The 14909-nt window shown below is 70.4% G+C and carries 11 protein-coding genes; 3 read left to right on the plus strand and 8 right to left on the minus strand.

The features are described from left to right. Positions 1-42: 42 nt before the first annotated feature. A complete protein-coding gene (locus ACK4K7_RS06335) occupies positions 43-1545 on the plus strand; it encodes a S1C family serine protease (RefSeq protein ID WP_431864450.1) in 1503 nt (500 codons plus the stop codon). A 7-nt stretch (positions 1546-1552) separates the two neighbouring features. On the opposite strand, the gene ACK4K7_RS06340 is transcribed toward ACK4K7_RS06335, so the two are convergent. From ACK4K7_RS06340 to ACK4K7_RS06375, 8 genes are all read right to left on the minus strand, one after another. Next, positions 1553-2449, minus strand: a complete 897-nt coding sequence (locus tag ACK4K7_RS06340; RefSeq protein WP_431864452.1) for a DUF3137 domain-containing protein — start codon at positions 2447-2449, stop codon at positions 1553-1555. Positions 2450-2507: 58 nt separating this feature from the next. Next, complete coding sequence (locus ACK4K7_RS06345; RefSeq protein WP_431864454.1) at positions 2508-3857, minus strand: sensor histidine kinase; 1350 nt, start codon at positions 3855-3857, stop codon at positions 2508-2510. Then, positions 3854-4960 (minus strand): DUF2336 domain-containing protein, encoded by a 1107-nt coding sequence (locus ACK4K7_RS06350; RefSeq protein WP_431864456.1) that lies wholly within the window; start codon positions 4958-4960, stop codon positions 3854-3856. Before ACK4K7_RS06350 ends, ACK4K7_RS06345 begins: the two co-directional genes overlap by 4 nt. Positions 4961-4994: 34 nt before the next feature. Beyond that, positions 4995-6203 carry a hypothetical protein gene (locus tag ACK4K7_RS06355; protein ID WP_431864458.1) on the minus strand — a complete coding sequence of 403 codons (1209 nt, stop codon included), beginning with the start codon at positions 6201-6203 and terminating at the stop codon, positions 4995-4997. 92 nt (positions 6204-6295) lie between these two features. Next, positions 6296-6943: a glutathione S-transferase family protein gene (locus ACK4K7_RS06360; RefSeq protein WP_431864459.1), complete on the minus strand. Its 648-nt coding sequence runs from the start codon at positions 6941-6943 to the stop codon at positions 6296-6298. Positions 6944-7037: 94 nt separating this feature from the next. Then, the gene (locus ACK4K7_RS06365) at positions 7038-8225 is read right to left on the minus strand and encodes a tetratricopeptide repeat protein (RefSeq protein WP_431864460.1); all 1188 of its coding nucleotides are present in this window, start codon (positions 8223-8225) and stop codon (positions 7038-7040) included. A gap of 75 nt (positions 8226-8300) precedes the next feature. Then, entirely contained in the window at positions 8301-9665 is a 1365-nt protein-coding gene (locus ACK4K7_RS06370) for a DUF418 domain-containing protein (RefSeq protein WP_431864462.1), read from the minus strand. A 120-nt stretch (positions 9666-9785) separates the two neighbouring features. Continuing rightward, on the minus strand, positions 9786-10304 hold the full coding sequence (locus tag ACK4K7_RS06375) for a DUF6456 domain-containing protein (protein ID WP_431864463.1): 519 nt from the start codon (positions 10302-10304) through the stop codon (positions 9786-9788). 87 nt (positions 10305-10391) lie between these two features. Here ACK4K7_RS06375 and ACK4K7_RS06380 point away from each other — a divergent pair, with 87 nt between their 5' ends. Both ACK4K7_RS06380 and ACK4K7_RS06385 read left to right on the plus strand, forming a co-directional pair. After that, positions 10392-10955 carry a helix-turn-helix domain-containing protein gene (locus ACK4K7_RS06380; protein ID WP_431864465.1) on the plus strand — a complete coding sequence of 188 codons (564 nt, stop codon included), beginning with the start codon at positions 10392-10394 and terminating at the stop codon, positions 10953-10955. Positions 10956-11226: 271 nt separating this feature from the next. Then, entirely contained in the window at positions 11227-14856 is a 3630-nt protein-coding gene (locus tag ACK4K7_RS06385; RefSeq protein ID WP_431864467.1) for a calcium-binding protein, read from the plus strand. Positions 14857-14909: the final 53 nt, after the last annotated feature.

The following is a 14909-nucleotide window of genomic DNA, read 5'->3' on the forward strand; positions in this document are numbered from 1 at the left end:
TGCTCCCTTGCCAGCCGGGGCCAAATTTCCGATGCGGAAGCGATGATCCGCTTCCTCGTCCTCCTCCTCGCGCTGCTCGCGGCTCCCGCCGCCGCCCAGACCGACGACATCGGCGCGGCCAGCCGCAGCGTGGTGCGGGTGGTGGTGATCGCGTCGGAGGACGACCAGATCGTCGGCCTCGGCCACGGCACCGGCTTCGCCATCTCGCGCAACCGGATCGTCACCAACGCCCATGTCGTGACCGGCGCCCGCGAATATTCCGAGAATATCTCGATCGGCATCGTGCCGTCGGAAGGCAGCCAGTCCTTTCCCGCCCGGCTGGTGACGCTCGACCCCGCACGCGACCTGGCGCTGATCGAGCTGGAACAGGGCGCGCTTCCGCCGATCCCGCTCTATATGGGTCCCCTGCCCGACGGCGCGCAGGTGGTGGCGCTCGGCTATCCCGGAAATGTCGACATGGCGACCGCCGGCGGCGCGGAGGATTTCATCAGCCCGATCCCGCCGACCCGGTCGATCGGCAATTTCTCCAACGAGCGCCGCATCCAGGGGACGGCCGTCCTCCTCCACACCGCTTCGATCGCGCGCGGCCATAGCGGCGGGCCGCTGCTCGATCCGTGCGGCCGGGTGCTCGGCGTCAACACCTTCATCACCCGCGCCGAGGAAGGCGATGCGAGCTTCTTCTTCGCGATCACCAATCGCGAACTCGCCATCTTCCTGCGCGACGCCCGCCAGCCCTTCCAGACGGTCGCGAGCGAATGCGTGTCGATGGCCGAGCGGCTGTCGCAGGAGCAGGAGCGCGCACTGGAGGAGGCCCGCGCCCGCGAGGCCGAGCGGATGGCGCGCGAGCAGGCCGAGCGGGAGGCGCTGGACCGCGCCCGCGCCGACATCGACGAGACGCGGGAGAACCGGCTCGCGCTGGCGGTGCTGCTGATCGTGCTGGCGCTGGTGGCGGCGGGCGGCGCGGGCATCCTGCTGCTGCGCAACCGCAACCGGCCGGCGGCCCTGCTCGGCGGCGCCGCGCTGCTGCTTTTGCTGGGATCGGTGGCGGCCTTCCTGTCCCGCCCCGACCGCGACGAGGCGCTGGCGGCGGCGCGGGAGCAGGGCGAGGAAGCGGCCCGTCCCGCGGGCGCGCCGCTCGCCGCCCGCAACCTTTGTCGCATCCTCCCCGACCGCAGCCGCATCACCGTCTCCTCCACCGAGGATGTCGAGCTCGGTTGGACCGAAAACGGCTGCGTCAACGGTCGCACCCAATATGCGCCGGACGGCGGGCGGTGGAGCCGCATCCTCGTTCCCAACGACGAGCAGGCGGTGGCGGTGCTGGAGGTCGATCCGGCGCGGCGGGAATATGTCGTCTCCCGCTATCAGCTCGACGCGCGCGCGATGGCGCGGGCGCGGGAGCTGCGCGGCCGGGTGACGCTCTCCGGCTGCCCGGCCGATCCCGCGCTGCACGAGGAGCTGCGCTGGGCGCAGCGGGAGATCGCCGACGTGCTGCCGCGCCTGCCGAACGAGCGGCTGGTCTATCGCTGCGATCCGATCGCCGAGTGAGCCGGGCTCAGCCGAGCCGGCCGCGCAGCGCCTTCAGCGTGCCGAGCGCGCCGCGCACGTCGTCGAACATCGCGCGCACCCGCTCCTCGCCGCTGCGGCCCTTGAACATCGATCCCGGCTCGAACAGGTCGCCGCCCTGGACGGCGACCAGCACGTCCGTTTCGCTGGCGTAGAGGAAGACGCGGCCGGTCTTGCGCAGCTCCATCAGCAGGCGCCGCAGATCGGCGTCGAACAGGATCTGGCGGGTGGCGAGCGGATCGGTGCCGTAGGCGGCGAACTTCTTCTCGAAGGCGGCGTCGGTGTCGATCTGCACCCGCTCCATCCCCTTGGCGGGCTTGAAGAAGTTGAACAGGCCCCAATCGGGGCGGACGATCGTCGTGCCGCGGCCGCCCGCGCGCCGCTGGAAGGCGAAGACCTGGCCGCGGAAGATGGTGTGGCTGTTCTTGCCCTGCCGCCGCTCGAGCTTCGCTTCGTAGAGCGCGAACCGCCGCGCGTCCCCGTCCTCGCCCCAGAACAGGTCGGTGAATTCGGAACTGCTGAACGATCCGAACAGCGGCTGCACCGCATCGGCCATCACTGGCGGGTCGAAGCCCGTCGGCATGTAGTGGAGCCCGCAATCGGCGGCGAGCGCCTCCAGCACCGGATGCTTCAGTTCCTCCTTGGCGCGGGTGAGCGGCAGGCTGGCGACGACGATGGCGGCCACGAAGCCGATGATCCCCACCACCGCGCCCCATTCCGGACCCAGCGCGTAGAAGGCGCCGACGCTGAGCGCGATTCCGGCGATCAAACGGGTCCAGAAGCTGCGCAGCGCCGCCTTGCGCTTGTCCGTCAGGGCGCCGATTTCCGCCCGCACCGGTTCCTTGCGGCAGAGCGCCTCGAAATGGCCGGCCGTCAGTTCGATCATATCTTCTACCCCCCGGTGGACGGGAGCAGGTTAAGCGGCCGCGCGGGCTTGTCCAGCCTCAGCGCGCGGGGAGCGTGAAGGTGAAGCGCGCGCCCTGCCCCGGCGCGCTGTCGAGGCTGATGTCGCCGCCCATCGCGCGGGCGAGCCGGCGGGCGATGTAGAGGCCGAGGCCGGTGCCGCCGGGCTCGTTCTGATCCACCCGCTCGAACTTGTCGAAGATGCGTTCCTGGTCCTCGGGCGCGATGCCCTTGCCCTGATCGGCCACGATCAGGCAGGCGAGGTCGCCCTCCCGCTCGGTGCGGATCCAGACGGCGCCGCCTTCGGGCGAATAGCGGATCGCGTTGGTGAGGAGGTTCATCAGGATCTGCAGCGCCCGCGTGAAATCGCCGGTCGCCTCCAGCGCCTCGTCCTCGCCGGGGCGGTCGATCCGCACGTTGCGGTTGGCGGCGCGCACCGACAGGAGGCCGGCCGCGCGGCGGGCGATGTCGGCAAGGTCGATCGGCTCGGCCGCGGGCCGGAAGTCCGGCCGCTCCACCGCCTGCAGATCGACCAGGTCGTCAACCAGCGAGAGGAGGTGTCGGCCGGCGGCGGCGATGTCCCGGGCATAATCCGCATAGTCGCGCTGCAGCGGGCCTTCGGGCTCGGCGCCGATCGATTCGGCGCTGGCGATGATCCGATCGAGCGGCATCCGCAGCGCGCGGTCCAGCCGTTCGCCGAACGCGGGGCCTTCGCCGGCGATCTCGGCCTCCACCGGCGCGGCGGTCGCCGAGCCGCGGAAGCCGGCGAAGCGTCCGCCGCCGTCGATCAGCGGCACGCCGCCCAGCAGGTAGCGGGCGCCCGAGCCGCCGAGTTCGGCCGGCTGGCCTTCGAACTTCTTCTGTTCGGCGAGGGCGGCGAGGATCGGCAGCGATCCCTCTTCGTCCTCGCGGAATCGGAACAGGCGGTTGAGCGGTTCTCCGACCAATTGCTCGGCCGAGCGGCCGATCGCGGCGGCGGCGGCGCCCGAAATGGCGGTGATGCGCAGCGTCTCGTCCGTCTCCCACATCCAGTCGGCCGCAGCCCGCAGGAAATCGGCCTCGCGGTCGGCCGGCGGCACGTCCTTCGCCGGGGCGGCGGGCCGTTCGGTCCAGCCGGTGATGGTAAGGTCGACATGGTCCTCGGCCGGCACGGCCCGGACCCACAGGTCGATGTCGCGGGCGCCGTCGGCGGCGATGGCGGGCCGCGACACGGCGATGCCCAGGCGCCGGGCGAGCCGGCTGAGCGCGGCGATCTGCGGCACGGCGAGCGCGCCCCCTTCCCGCCCGCCGGCGCGCAGGTGCAGCGCCGCCAGCGCGGGATCGGCCGCGACGAGCCGGCCCTCGGCATCCACGCGGCCCCGCACCGCCTCCATCTCCGCCGCCTTGCTCATGCGGCCTCCGGCACCGGACGCGCGCGGGTCGACAGGCGCGCCACCGCGCCGCGATAGGCGGGATCGGCCTGCCACAGCCGCAGCACCTCGAGCGCCGCGGCGCGCGCGGTGGCGTCGAACAGGTCGAGCTGGGCGGCGGTGGCGTCGCCTTCGGCCCCGGAAAACAGCCGGCCCTTGCTGTTGAGGACGAGCAGGATGCGGGCGGCGTCGCCGCGTTCGATGCCGGCGGCGCGCAGCAGCAGCGCCGGTCCGCGGCCGCGCGGATCGGACAGGATCTCCCAGGCCGCGCCGTGATCGAGCCCGCAATGAACCGCCGCGCCGGCGACGAACAGCGGCAGATTGCCCTCCTCCAGGACGCGGGCGAGCACCGGCCCTTCCAGCCGGGCGGCGCGGTGAAGCCGGCGCGCGAGCCGCATCGCCCGCGCCTCCAGCCCGTCGCCTTCGTCATAGCCTTGCAGCACGCCGCGCGCGCTTTCCTCGATCGCGAGATCGACGGCGCCGGACGGCAGCCGATGCTGCTGCACCAGATAATGGCGCAAGGCGGCGGCGATCAGCCAGGTGAGACGATGCTGGATGTCGGCGGGAAGCTCGGTGCGACCCAGCACCGGTTCGTGGAAACGGTCGAAGCGGCGGCTGCGCGCGATGAGCAGCTCCATCGCCTCGCCGGCGAGTTGCTGGTCGGGGTCGCGCACCAGCTCGGCCAGCAGATCGTGGCGCTGGCCGGCGTCGGAGGTCTGCGCCTTCCAGAAGCGGTGCTCCTCGACGCGGCGGACGAGCAGGGTGAGAAGGTCGGAATCGCCGAGCGCGCGCGCCCGCTCAAGCACCGGGAGCGCGATCGCGACATGGACGGAGGCGAGCGCCGCCTGCGCCGCTTCATGCCCGCCGAAACGGGGCGCCAGCGCGGCGCGCAGCGGATCCTCGATCGAGCGGACGAGGCTCGCGAGCAAGGCGGCGGCGGTCAGGCGCTGCCATTCGGTGAGGCGCGACTGTTCGGGGAGCAGAAGGTCGGATGCGGCCACGGAAAAACGCTCGCGCGCGGCCGCGAGCAGCAGCCTCGCCGCGTCCCCTTTCGCATCGCGCCTGTTCGCCTCCGGCTCGGACATCGGCTTTCCTTAGCCGGGCAGGGTTAAGCTGACGTTAGTGCAGCCCGGCGGGCGGCCGCGCATGCACCTGGCGCTGCGCCCAGAAGAAGGACCCCGCCGCATAAAGGAGGAGGATGCCGAGACCGGTCACCCAGAAGCCGGCGGCGGCGAAGGGCAGCATCAGCCAGGTCATGCCCTTGCGCTCGGCGAGGAAGATCTGGCCGGGCACGTCCCGCCCCTCGATCTCGAAGCGGAGCGCGAGCAGGAAGGCGATGGTGGCGGCGGCGAGCACGATGCAGCCCCAGCCGAGGCCGTTCCCGCTCAGCGCGTAAGCGAGCGTGAACAAGGCGGCACCGGCGAAGGCGAGCAGCAAATAGGACCACCAGCTGTCCCGCCCATTGTCCTGCATCCGCAGCCGCGCCAGCCGATCGGCGATGCCGTCGAGCGGCGTCGCGAGCAGCAGGAAGAGGAGGCCGAGCCAGAGGAAGTTCCAGGCGAAGGCGATGGCGCCGGCGAAGGTGAGGACGGCGGCGGCGATGCCGAGATCGCGCGGCGCGGCGCGGCTCCCCATCAGCAGCCGCGTCCCGGCCCGCTCGACCGGGGCGAGCAGGTAGCGGGCGATCCAGTCGCCGCGGCCGGTCGGCACCCGCTCCAGGATCAGCGCCTCGGTCCCGGCCAGATCGGCCTGGCGCGTCGCCATCAGCAGCGGGGCGTCGCCCGGACCGCCGTCGATCGGCACGCGGGCGGCGCCCGCCTGGGCGGCGCGGCGCAGCAGCGTGGACTGGAGGTCCCAGTCGCCCAGCATCGCCGCCGTGTCGCGCAGCAGCGCGCCGGTGACGATGGCGAGCCCAGCCCAGCGCCATTCCGCGTCGATCCGTTCGAACCGGTCGTCCACCCCGGCATCGGCCAGGGTCAGGAGCGACATGCCCTCAAGAGCGGCGAGGCGGCGGACCTGGTCCTCGTCGGCGAGGCAGCCGTCGGCGACCAGCAGCAAGCGGGCGTTGGCGTCGACCGCCTCCGCCGCCTCCAGCGCGTCGCGGGCGACGGTGACGGACAGGCCGGCGGCGCGCATCCGGTCGATCGCGGCGAGCAATTCCGCCGGCATCCGTTCGACCGCGACCACGATGCGGCGCGCGCCCGCCGCCGCCGCGACCTGCGCCTGCCGCTCGAGCAGGGTCCGCCCCGCGATCGGCAGCAGCGCCCGCAGCGGCCGCGCCGGCTCCTCGGAATCGTGATAGGCGGCGATCAGGGCGATGACCGGCAAGCTGCATCCTCTGGTTTCGAAGGCTTCACCCTCGATCCTAGAGAAGCGGCGGCGCGAGCGCCAGAAGATGCGTGGCGGCGGCGCCGCGCGGATCAGGCCGCCAGGCGCGCGAAGAAGGCGCTTTCCTTGTCCACCCAGGTCTTGAAGCTCGGCCGGTCCAGCATCTTTTCGACATAAGCGGCGAGGCGCGGATAGGCGTCGGCGTCGACCGGCAGGCCGAGATGGCGCAGGTTCGCGAACGGGCTCGCCACCGCGATGTCGGCGAGCGTCAGCCGGTCCTCCACCAGCCAGCCGGAGTCGGGGATCCGCTCCTCCAGGAAGCGCAGCAGCGGCGGCAGCTCGTTGCACTCGGCGTCGGCGGCGATCTTCTCGTCGCCTTCGCGGCCGAGGAATTTGGGCGCGACGATCCGGTTGAAGAACATCTTGCCCCCGCAGACCGCGAAGATGGTGTCGGCGAACTCGTCCCACCAGATCGTCCGCGCCCGCGCCTTCGCGTCCGACGGGATGAGCGCCGGATCGGCCTTCAGCGCGTCGAGATAGAAGACGATCGCGGTCGAATCGGAAATGGCGAAGTCGCCGTCGCGAAAACCGGGGATCTTGCCGAACGGGCTCGCCTCGCGGAAATCCGGATCGGTGTTGCCAAGGCCGAGCGGCTTCGATTCCACCTCCACCCCCTTCTCGGCGGCGAAAGCGAGCACCTTGCGCACGAACGGCGACATCGACGAACCGTAGACGATCATGGCGGCATATCCCTTTTCAGTTGCGTACTGAAACCTAGCCTGCCGCGGCCGGCCGCTCAAGCGGGAGGAAGCAAGGCGCTGCGTTCGCGCGGGCTCATGCGTTCGTCGCCCCGTCGTCGCGGCACGGCGCATCCACGGGTGCCCTCTCGCCGTCCGCGACGGCCCGGCGAAGCCGTTCGACCGCCGTTCCCGCTTCGGCGACGTGCCGCGCGATCAACCGGTCGTCCTGCCGCTCCTGCATCGACCGCAGCAGCCGCAGCCCCTGCTCATGATCCGCCAGCGCCTCCCGGTGACGGCCGAGCAGGGCGAAGGCGCAGGAGCGCTGGAGAAAGGCGAAGGCATAATCGGGCTGGCTGCGCATGCCTTCGCTGAACGATTCGATCGCCTCCTCGTGACGGCCGAGCAGCCGCAGCGTCCAGCCGCGGTGATAGTGGTAGCGCATCCCCTCCATCGGACCCTGGCTTTCGGCGAGCGCGTCGAGCGCGCGCAGCGCCGCCGCATGGTCGCCGCGCAGGCGGTGGATGGCGCCGATGGAAATGGCCGACAGGAACGCGTCCATCTCCGTCTCGGTCAGGCGCGCGTAGATGGCGAGCGCCTCCTCATAGGCGCCGAGATCGGTGAGCGTACGGGCCAGCCCGCGTTGCGCCTCGGCATTTCCGGGCTGGAGCTTGGCGAGACGCTGGAAGTCCGCATGGGCCTCCAACAGCTTGGCGTCGTGCCCGGGGTCGCTGCGCGGCAGGAGCGCGGCCGTGTAGGACAGGAGCTCGCCGCGCTTCTCCAGCGCGACCGCGCGCGCGGCCGCGGGGAGGTCGGCGGCCCGGCTTGCCGTGGCGAGCAGCGCGGCCGCCTGGTCGGGTCGATCGAGCCGCTGCGCGAGGCCGAGGGCCAAGGCGCGCTCGCCGGCGCGCGCGGCCCCGCGCCGCGGCGGGCAATTGGCCGCGACGGAACCGATGGCGGCGCCATCCACCTCGATCGTGCAAAGCGGAAACTCGATCCTCTCGCCATCGGCGGTCAGGCTCCCGGCGGTACCGTCGAACTGAACGCCGATGGCGACGCCGAGATCGTGGGCGGACCCGATCACGTCCGCATAAGCGGCGAGCCGCTTGTCGTCGAGCCGCGGCAAAGCATAGCGGACCGCCGTATCGTGGAGCTCGAGGACATAGCGCCCCTCCTCTCCGTAGAGCGCGGCCACATAGCCTTCGGCACGGAAGATCCGTTCCTTGCCCGCCTCCGCGGGCTGCGCGGCGGCGGCCGCCAATGCCGCAAAAATGATCGAGATCATGAGAGCCCCCTTTTCGGGCAGGCTAGCGTAACCCCTTCCGGCCTTGCAACGCCGCGGCGCCGGCGGCGCCCGGGCTCACGCCGCCGCGGCCGCTCCCGCGCTGGTCGGGACGGCGGTGTGGCGGATCGGCGGGCGCTTCAGATAGGTGAGGTAGCGCCACAGCCATTCGACCGGGCCGAAGCGGAAATGGCGCAGCCAGATCGGGCTCGCCACCAGCTGCACCGCCCAGATCGCGAACACGACATAATAAAGCTGGTGCCGCTCGAGCTGGCCGTAGAGGCCGAAGCCGACGAAGATGATCGCGCACACCACCGAATGGGTGAGATAGTTAGTGACCGCCATCTGCCCGACCGCCGCCAGCGCCCGGCGGAAGCGGCCCAGCAGCCCCGACCGCACGAACAGCAGCAGCGCGCCCAGATGCCCGATCGTCATCGGCAGACGGCCGAGTTCGTAAGTGACCGCGGTCTGGGCGAAGGCGAGCGCGCTGAAGCCGTTGGCGAGGATCCAGCGCGTCTCGAGGATGTTGACGGCAAGGCCGATCGCATAGCCGCCCAGCGCCATCGCGACGTAGAGCCAGGTCGGCCGCTCCAGCGTCAGCACGCCCCAGCGGTAGAGCGCCATCCCGATCAGCATCATCCCGAACACGTCGAAGAAATAGCGGTAGGTGAACCAGGTCTGCATCTTCACGTTGATCGGCGCGGTGGCGAGGAAGGCGCGGCCATAGCCGTTGGTGCGCGCCTCGATCTCCTCGGCGATCCTGTCGGGCGGGGCGACGAAATAGGCCTCGATCCCCTTCCAGCTTTCGACGGCCTTCTCCTGCTCGGGGCTGAGCTCCGCGCCCCGCGCCTGCGCCGCCTGCGCCTCGGCGAAGGCGCGATGCGCCGCCAGGCCTTTGGAGGCGTCCCAGGCGTTCCAGGCGGAGAGCAGCAGCAAGGTGCCGACCCCGATCGCCAGCAGCCGGCGCGGCGCCATGTTGCGGAACGCGAACACGAACAGCGCCGTCACGCCATAAGCGTAGAGGATGTCGCCGAACCACAGGAACACATAGGCGTTCACCAGCCCGAAGCCGATCAGCCACAGGTTGCGGCGGAAATAGATGTCGGCCGCGTCGGGCCGGCCGCTCGCCTCCAGCCGCGCGGTCAGCAGGATGACGCTCGCTCCGAACAGCAGCGAGAACAGGCCGCGCTGGGTGCCTTCGAAGCCGATCTGGGTGATCATCCACGCCCACAGGTTAACGCCTTCCGCGCCGCCCGAATTCTGCGGATTCTCATAGGCTTCCGGCAGGCCGAAGCCGGTGATGTTCATGAGCAGGATGCCGAACAAGGCCGCGCCGCGGACGAAATCGAGCGCCTCGATCCGGACGCCGCCCGGGCCGGCCTTCACCTCGGCCTTCGCTGCGGGCGCGACCGCCGCTTCCGCCGGAACCGCTGCCGTCGCCATATCCCGACCTCCCCGCCTTGCTGGTGGTGACGCGCACGCTCACGGAACCGGAACGCGGCCGCCCCCCGGCCGCCGCCCGACGCTTGTCGCGCGAAACCGGGCGTCGCGCAAGGCGGCGGTTCAGCCGATCCGGTAGTGCGCCACCAGCCGGTCGAGCGCGAGGGTGAGGACGAGGCGGCCGGCGCGCACGGGCCAGCCGAGCGCCTGCTCCGCCTCGCGCATCCCCTCGCCCGCGCACACCACCCGCCACAGGATGTCCGACAGGCCCGGCCCGGCCGCGGCCACCGCGGCGTCGAATCGGCGGCGCGCCGCGATCTGGCCGAGCGCGGGATCGGAGGGCACCGGCGCCGACCGGCGCCCGCGGCCGGGCGGCGCGGCGTGCCAGTCCATGGTGACGGCGTGCGCCAGCTGCGCCCGCTCCCAATCGGCGCGCAGCCGTTCGCCGGCGGCGAGCTGCGCGTCGCTCAGCAGCCCGCGCGCGTGCAGCCATCCGAGCGGCGATTCGGCGAGGTTGACGGTGACCGAACGGGCGAGGCGCGGGCGCGTTGGCGCTCCCCGCCGCGGACCGGCCGCGTCGCCCGGCAGCGGCCGCTCCGCCAGCAGCCTGTTGCCGCCGCTCACCCGCTTGCCCTCCGCCATCCCGTTCTCCCGAATCCGTCCACGGGCTCTTGCCACCGGGGCGCCGTTGTAGGAAAGGAGTTTAACCGATCCGGTTAGGAGAGCCCGATGATCACCCGCATCCGCGACGTTCGCCGCGCCAAGAAGATGACCCTGCAGGACGTGGCCGACCGCTGCGACCCGCCGACGACCCCGCAGACGATCGGGCGGCTGGAGACGGGCACGCGCACGGTCTCGGTCGGCTGGCTGAACCGGATCGCGAAGGCGCTGGGCGTCGAAGCCGCCGATCTGGTGACCCTGCCCGACCGCGAGGACATCCCCGTCGCCGCGACGCTCGATCAGGACGGCGCCCACGCGCCGCGCCGCGCCGCGGTCGCCATTCCGCCGCGGGCCGAGCCGGACATGGTCGCGCTGACCGTGACCGGGGGGATCGGCGAATATCGCAGCGGCGACGAAATCTGGTGCCGGCGGCTCGCCCCGGAGGATTTCGCCCGGGCGATGAACCGCGACGTCCTCATCCCCCGCCCCGCCGGCCGCTACCTGTTCGCGCGGCTGATCGGGCGGGAGGAAGGCAAGCTCCACCTCCTCCCGCTCGGGTCCGGCCAGCGCCAGACCGTGATCGCCGATCCGCCCTGGCTGGCGGTGGCGGGCCGGCTGGTGCGGACGCTCTGAGCGGCGGAGACATCGCGGCGCTCGCGCGTTCGGGCCGCCATGTTCCTGTTCTTCTCCAACCGCCTCGGCTGCGCCGGCTCGCTGCTCGTGACCGCGCTTGGCACCCTTCTGGTGCTCGTCCTCCTCGGCTGGATCAATTTTTGACGACGGCTTTACAGCTTCTGCAGGCAGGCCGTTGATTCTTCTAGCTGCTGCTGTCACTCTGCTCCTTGGCGAACGCGGCGCTTGAGGAAGTCTCGCCCGGTCCAGTCGCCGCAAGGGGGGGACTTTCATGAACCGGATCATCGGTACGGCCGCGAATGACGTGCTCACGGGCACCATCGGCGACGACAGGATCGAGGGCCTGGACGGCCACGACTTTCTGAGCGGCGGCGCGGGCGACGACATTCTCGAAGGCGGCGCGGGCGACGATTCTCTGAGCGATTCGGACGACGGGGGCGCGGACGCGCTCTACGGCCAGGACGGCAACGATCAACTCTCCGTGAGCCGCTCCGAGGCTTCGGGCCCTGGCGCGATCGTCCTTGACGGCGGCGCGGGCGACGACCGGTTCGCCATTTCCGCGCACCATTTCGGCCCGCTGACCATCGACGGCGGCACCGGATCGGACGTGGTTCTGTTCCACGCATTAAGCGGCACGGCCACGATCACCCTGGGCGCCGGCACCGACGTCGTCCGGCTGAACGCCTTTTCAAGGATCCATCCGGCGGCACAGATCGTCGTCACCGATTTCGAGACCGGGGCCGCGGGGGACTGGATCGACTTCGAAGGCTACCTCATCGCCAATCTCCAGAACTGGGACCGTGACCTCAATCCGTTCGGAACAGGGCATTTGCGCCTGCTGCAAAGCGGGCCCCACACGCTGCTGCAACTGGACCCCGACGGGGGTGCGGATTCGTTCGCGACCTTCATCACGTTCCAGAACGTCGCCGCGACCGCTTTCACCGCGGATAATCTCGGCGGCTATCCGAGCGACGGCACCATTCCCGCCGGCCGGTCGATCGACGGGACGAACGCGGCCGACCAGCTGCGCGGCGCGGCCGGCGACGACGTCATCAACGGCCTCGGCGGAAACGACGTGATCGCGGGCGGAGCCGGCGCCGACCGGCTGTCGGGCGGCGACGGCAACGATTATCTTGAGGGCATGCTGGGGGACGACCATCTCTTCGGCGGCGACGGAGACGACTTCCTCCTCGGCGGCCTCGGCGACGACATCCTCGAAGGCGGTGCGGGCAACGATTTCATTTTCGATTCCGATGAAGAGGGCAACGACGCCTATTTCGGTCAGGACGGGAACGATCACATCGTCGCCCATCGCTTCACGAGCGCGAACAGCGGCTCCCTGACGCTCGACGGCGGCGACGGCGCCGACTTCATTTCAGTCGCGCTCGGCTATGCCGGCGACGTTTCGATCAGCGCCGGCACGGGCGCCGACGTCGTGCATTTCGGCGACTTCAAGGGGCAAGCGACGGTCAGCCTCGGCGAGGGGCGGGATCAGGTGACCTTCTGGTCGGTCGTGGCGACGCTCGGCCAGTCGACGATCGCGATCACCGATTTCGAAACCGGCTTTTCCGGCGACGAGGTCGATCTCTCCTTCATCGCCTCCTCCCTCACCGGTTGGGACCCTGCCCTCAACCCGTTCGGCACCGGCCATCTGCGCCTGCTGCAGAGCGGCGACGACACCCTGCTCCAGATCGACCGGGATGCCGGAGGCGACGGCTACGGCTTCACCACCCTCATCACTTTCCGCGATACCGAAACGTTCAAGTTCACGAGCGTCAATTTTGGCGGCTACTCGCCGGACGGCAAGGCCGCGTCCGGCAAGCTCATCTACGGCACCGATTTCAACGACGATCTGCGCGGCACCGCCGGCGACGACGTCATCGACGGGCTCGGCGGCTGGGACACGATCCGCGGCGGCGGCGGCGATGACCACATCTTCGGCAGAGAGGGCGACGACATTCTCTACGGCGAGCTGGGCGACGACCATCTGTTCGGCGGGACCGGTCACGATCTGCTCTATGGCGGACCCGGCGACGACATCGTCGAGGGCGGCGATGGCGACGACCGGATCTTCGACAACGGAGACGGCGGCTCGGATGCCTTCTACGGACAGGGCGGCGACGACTGGCTGTCGGTCATCCGCTCCAGCGGGGTAGCGGGCGGCACGCTGATCCTTGACGGCGGCGACGGCGACGATCGCCTCTCCGTCAGCGTACAAGATCCGGTCACTTTTACCATGAACGGCGGCGCCGGCGCCGACCGGATCGAAATCTACTCGATGGCCGGCAATGCGACGATCAGCCTCGGCGCGGACAGAGACGTCGTACATCTGTCGAAGGCCTTCTCCTCCTTCGAATCGGCCGTGATCCGGATCACCGATTTCGAAACCGGCGCGGCCGGTGACATGATCGATCTCGACCAGTTCCTGGTCGCGACCCTCCAGGGATGGGATCCCAAGGAAAACCCCTTCTCCACCGGGCACCTCCGGCTGGTGCAAAGCGGCGCCGACACGCTGCTCCAGATCGATCGGCACGGCGGAAACGGGACCTACGGAACGCTGATCACCTTCCTCGGCAGCGCCGCGACCGGCTTCACCGCCGACAATCTGGGCGGCTTCGACCCGACCAGGATCGTCGGCGGCGCGGCCGCGACGACCTTCCACGGCACCGCGACGAACGATCATTATACCGGCGGAGAGGCGAGCGACCTGTTCCTGCTGGGCCAGGGTGGCAACGACACCATCTTCGGCGGTGGCGGCGACGACGGCTTCTATTTCGGTGCCACGCTCACTTCCGCCGACCGGGTTTCCGGCGGCCCGGGCAACGACCAGCTTGGCCTGCAGGGCGATTATTGGGCCGGCCTCGGCTTCGACGCCGCGACCATCGCGGGCGTCGAGATGCTGGTCCTGCTCTCGGGCGCGGACGCGCGTTTCGGCGACACGGCCGGAAATCATTACAGCTACCGCCTGACGATGCACGACGGCAACGTCGCCGCCGGCGAACGGCTGACCGTCAACTTCAACACGCTGCGGGTTGGCGAGAACGTCACCTTCGACGGCTCTGCGGAGACGGACGGGCATTTCCTCACCTATGCCGGCCTCGGCCATGACGACCTGACCGGCGGCCAGGCGGACGACGGCTTCTACTTCGGCCATGCAAGGTTCGGCGCGGGCGACCGGGTCGACGGCCAGGGCGGCGCGGACCAGATCGGCCTCCAGGGAAATTATTCCGGTGCCCATGCGCTCGCGTTCGGTGCCGATCAGATCAGGAATGTCGAGATGCTGGTGCTGATGACGGGCGGCGACACCCGCTTCGGCAGCGGAGGCAGCGGCTACAGCTACGATCTCACCATGCACGACGCGAACGTCGTGGCCGGAACGATGCTGACCGTGAACGCCAATACCCTCCGCTCGGACGAAAGCCTCACCTTCGACGGCTCCGCGGAGACCGACGGCAACTACCGCATCTTCAGCGGTTCCGGCGACGATCATCTGCGGGGCGGCGCGGGCAACGATCAGCTATGGGGCGGCGCGGGCGACGACATCCTGACGGGCGGCCTGGGCGCCGACATGCTGCGCGGCGGGTCCGGCGACGACCGCTTCGTCTATCTGAGCGTCTCCGATTCGACCGCCGCGGCGATGGATCACATCCTGGACTTCTCCGCCGGCGACCGCATCGACCTCCAGGCGATCGACGCGAATATTCACCAGAGCGGAAATCAGGGCTTCGCGTTCATCGGCAGTTCCGCGTTCAGCGGCTCGGCGGGTGAGCTGCGCGCCTACCTGAATGAGGGCCACTGGCGGGTCGAAGGCGACGTGAACGGTGACGGCCTCGCCGATCTGGTCATTGCGGTCACTACGGTGGGCGGCCATGCGCTCGCGGCGGCGGACTTCTGGGGCTGATCCGAAGGCTTTTTTAGCGACTCCGCAGACGGCGCTGGAGTTGCCTCCATTTT

The sequence above is a fragment of the Allosphingosinicella sp. genome (assembly GCF_046295735.1).
In the GTDB taxonomy this organism is placed as follows: Bacteria; Pseudomonadota; Alphaproteobacteria; order Sphingomonadales; family Sphingomonadaceae; genus Allosphingosinicella.

What these genes read in the sequence shown, in the direction of transcription:
- ACK4K7_RS06385 (WP_431864467.1), top strand. Translation starts at nt 11,227, where the DNA reads ATGAACCGGATCATCGGTACGGCCGCGAATGACGTGCTCACGGGCACC.
- ACK4K7_RS06380 (WP_431864465.1), top strand. Translation starts at nt 10,392, where the DNA reads ATGATCACCCGCATCCGCGACGTTCGCCGCGCCAAGAAGATGACCCTG.
- ACK4K7_RS06340 (WP_431864452.1), bottom strand. Translation starts at nt 2,449, where the DNA reads ATGATCGAACTGACGGCCGGCCATTTCGAGGCGCTCTGCCGCAAGGAA.
- ACK4K7_RS06370 (WP_431864462.1), bottom strand. Translation starts at nt 9,665, where the DNA reads ATGGCGACGGCAGCGGTTCCGGCGGAAGCGGCGGTCGCGCCCGCAGCG.
- ACK4K7_RS06360 (WP_431864459.1), bottom strand. Translation starts at nt 6,943, where the DNA reads ATGATCGTCTACGGTTCGTCGATGTCGCCGTTCGTGCGCAAGGTGCTC.
- ACK4K7_RS06375 (WP_431864463.1), bottom strand. Translation starts at nt 10,304, where the DNA reads ATGGCGGAGGGCAAGCGGGTGAGCGGCGGCAACAGGCTGCTGGCGGAG.
- ACK4K7_RS06365 (WP_431864460.1), bottom strand. Translation starts at nt 8,225, where the DNA reads ATGATCTCGATCATTTTTGCGGCATTGGCGGCCGCCGCCGCGCAGCCC.
- ACK4K7_RS06345 (WP_431864454.1), bottom strand. Translation starts at nt 3,857, where the DNA reads ATGAGCAAGGCGGCGGAGATGGAGGCGGTGCGGGGCCGCGTGGATGCC.
- ACK4K7_RS06335 (WP_431864450.1), top strand. Translation starts at nt 43, where the DNA reads ATGATCCGCTTCCTCGTCCTCCTCCTCGCGCTGCTCGCGGCTCCCGCC.
- ACK4K7_RS06350 (WP_431864456.1), bottom strand. Translation starts at nt 4,960, where the DNA reads ATGTCCGAGCCGGAGGCGAACAGGCGCGATGCGAAAGGGGACGCGGCG.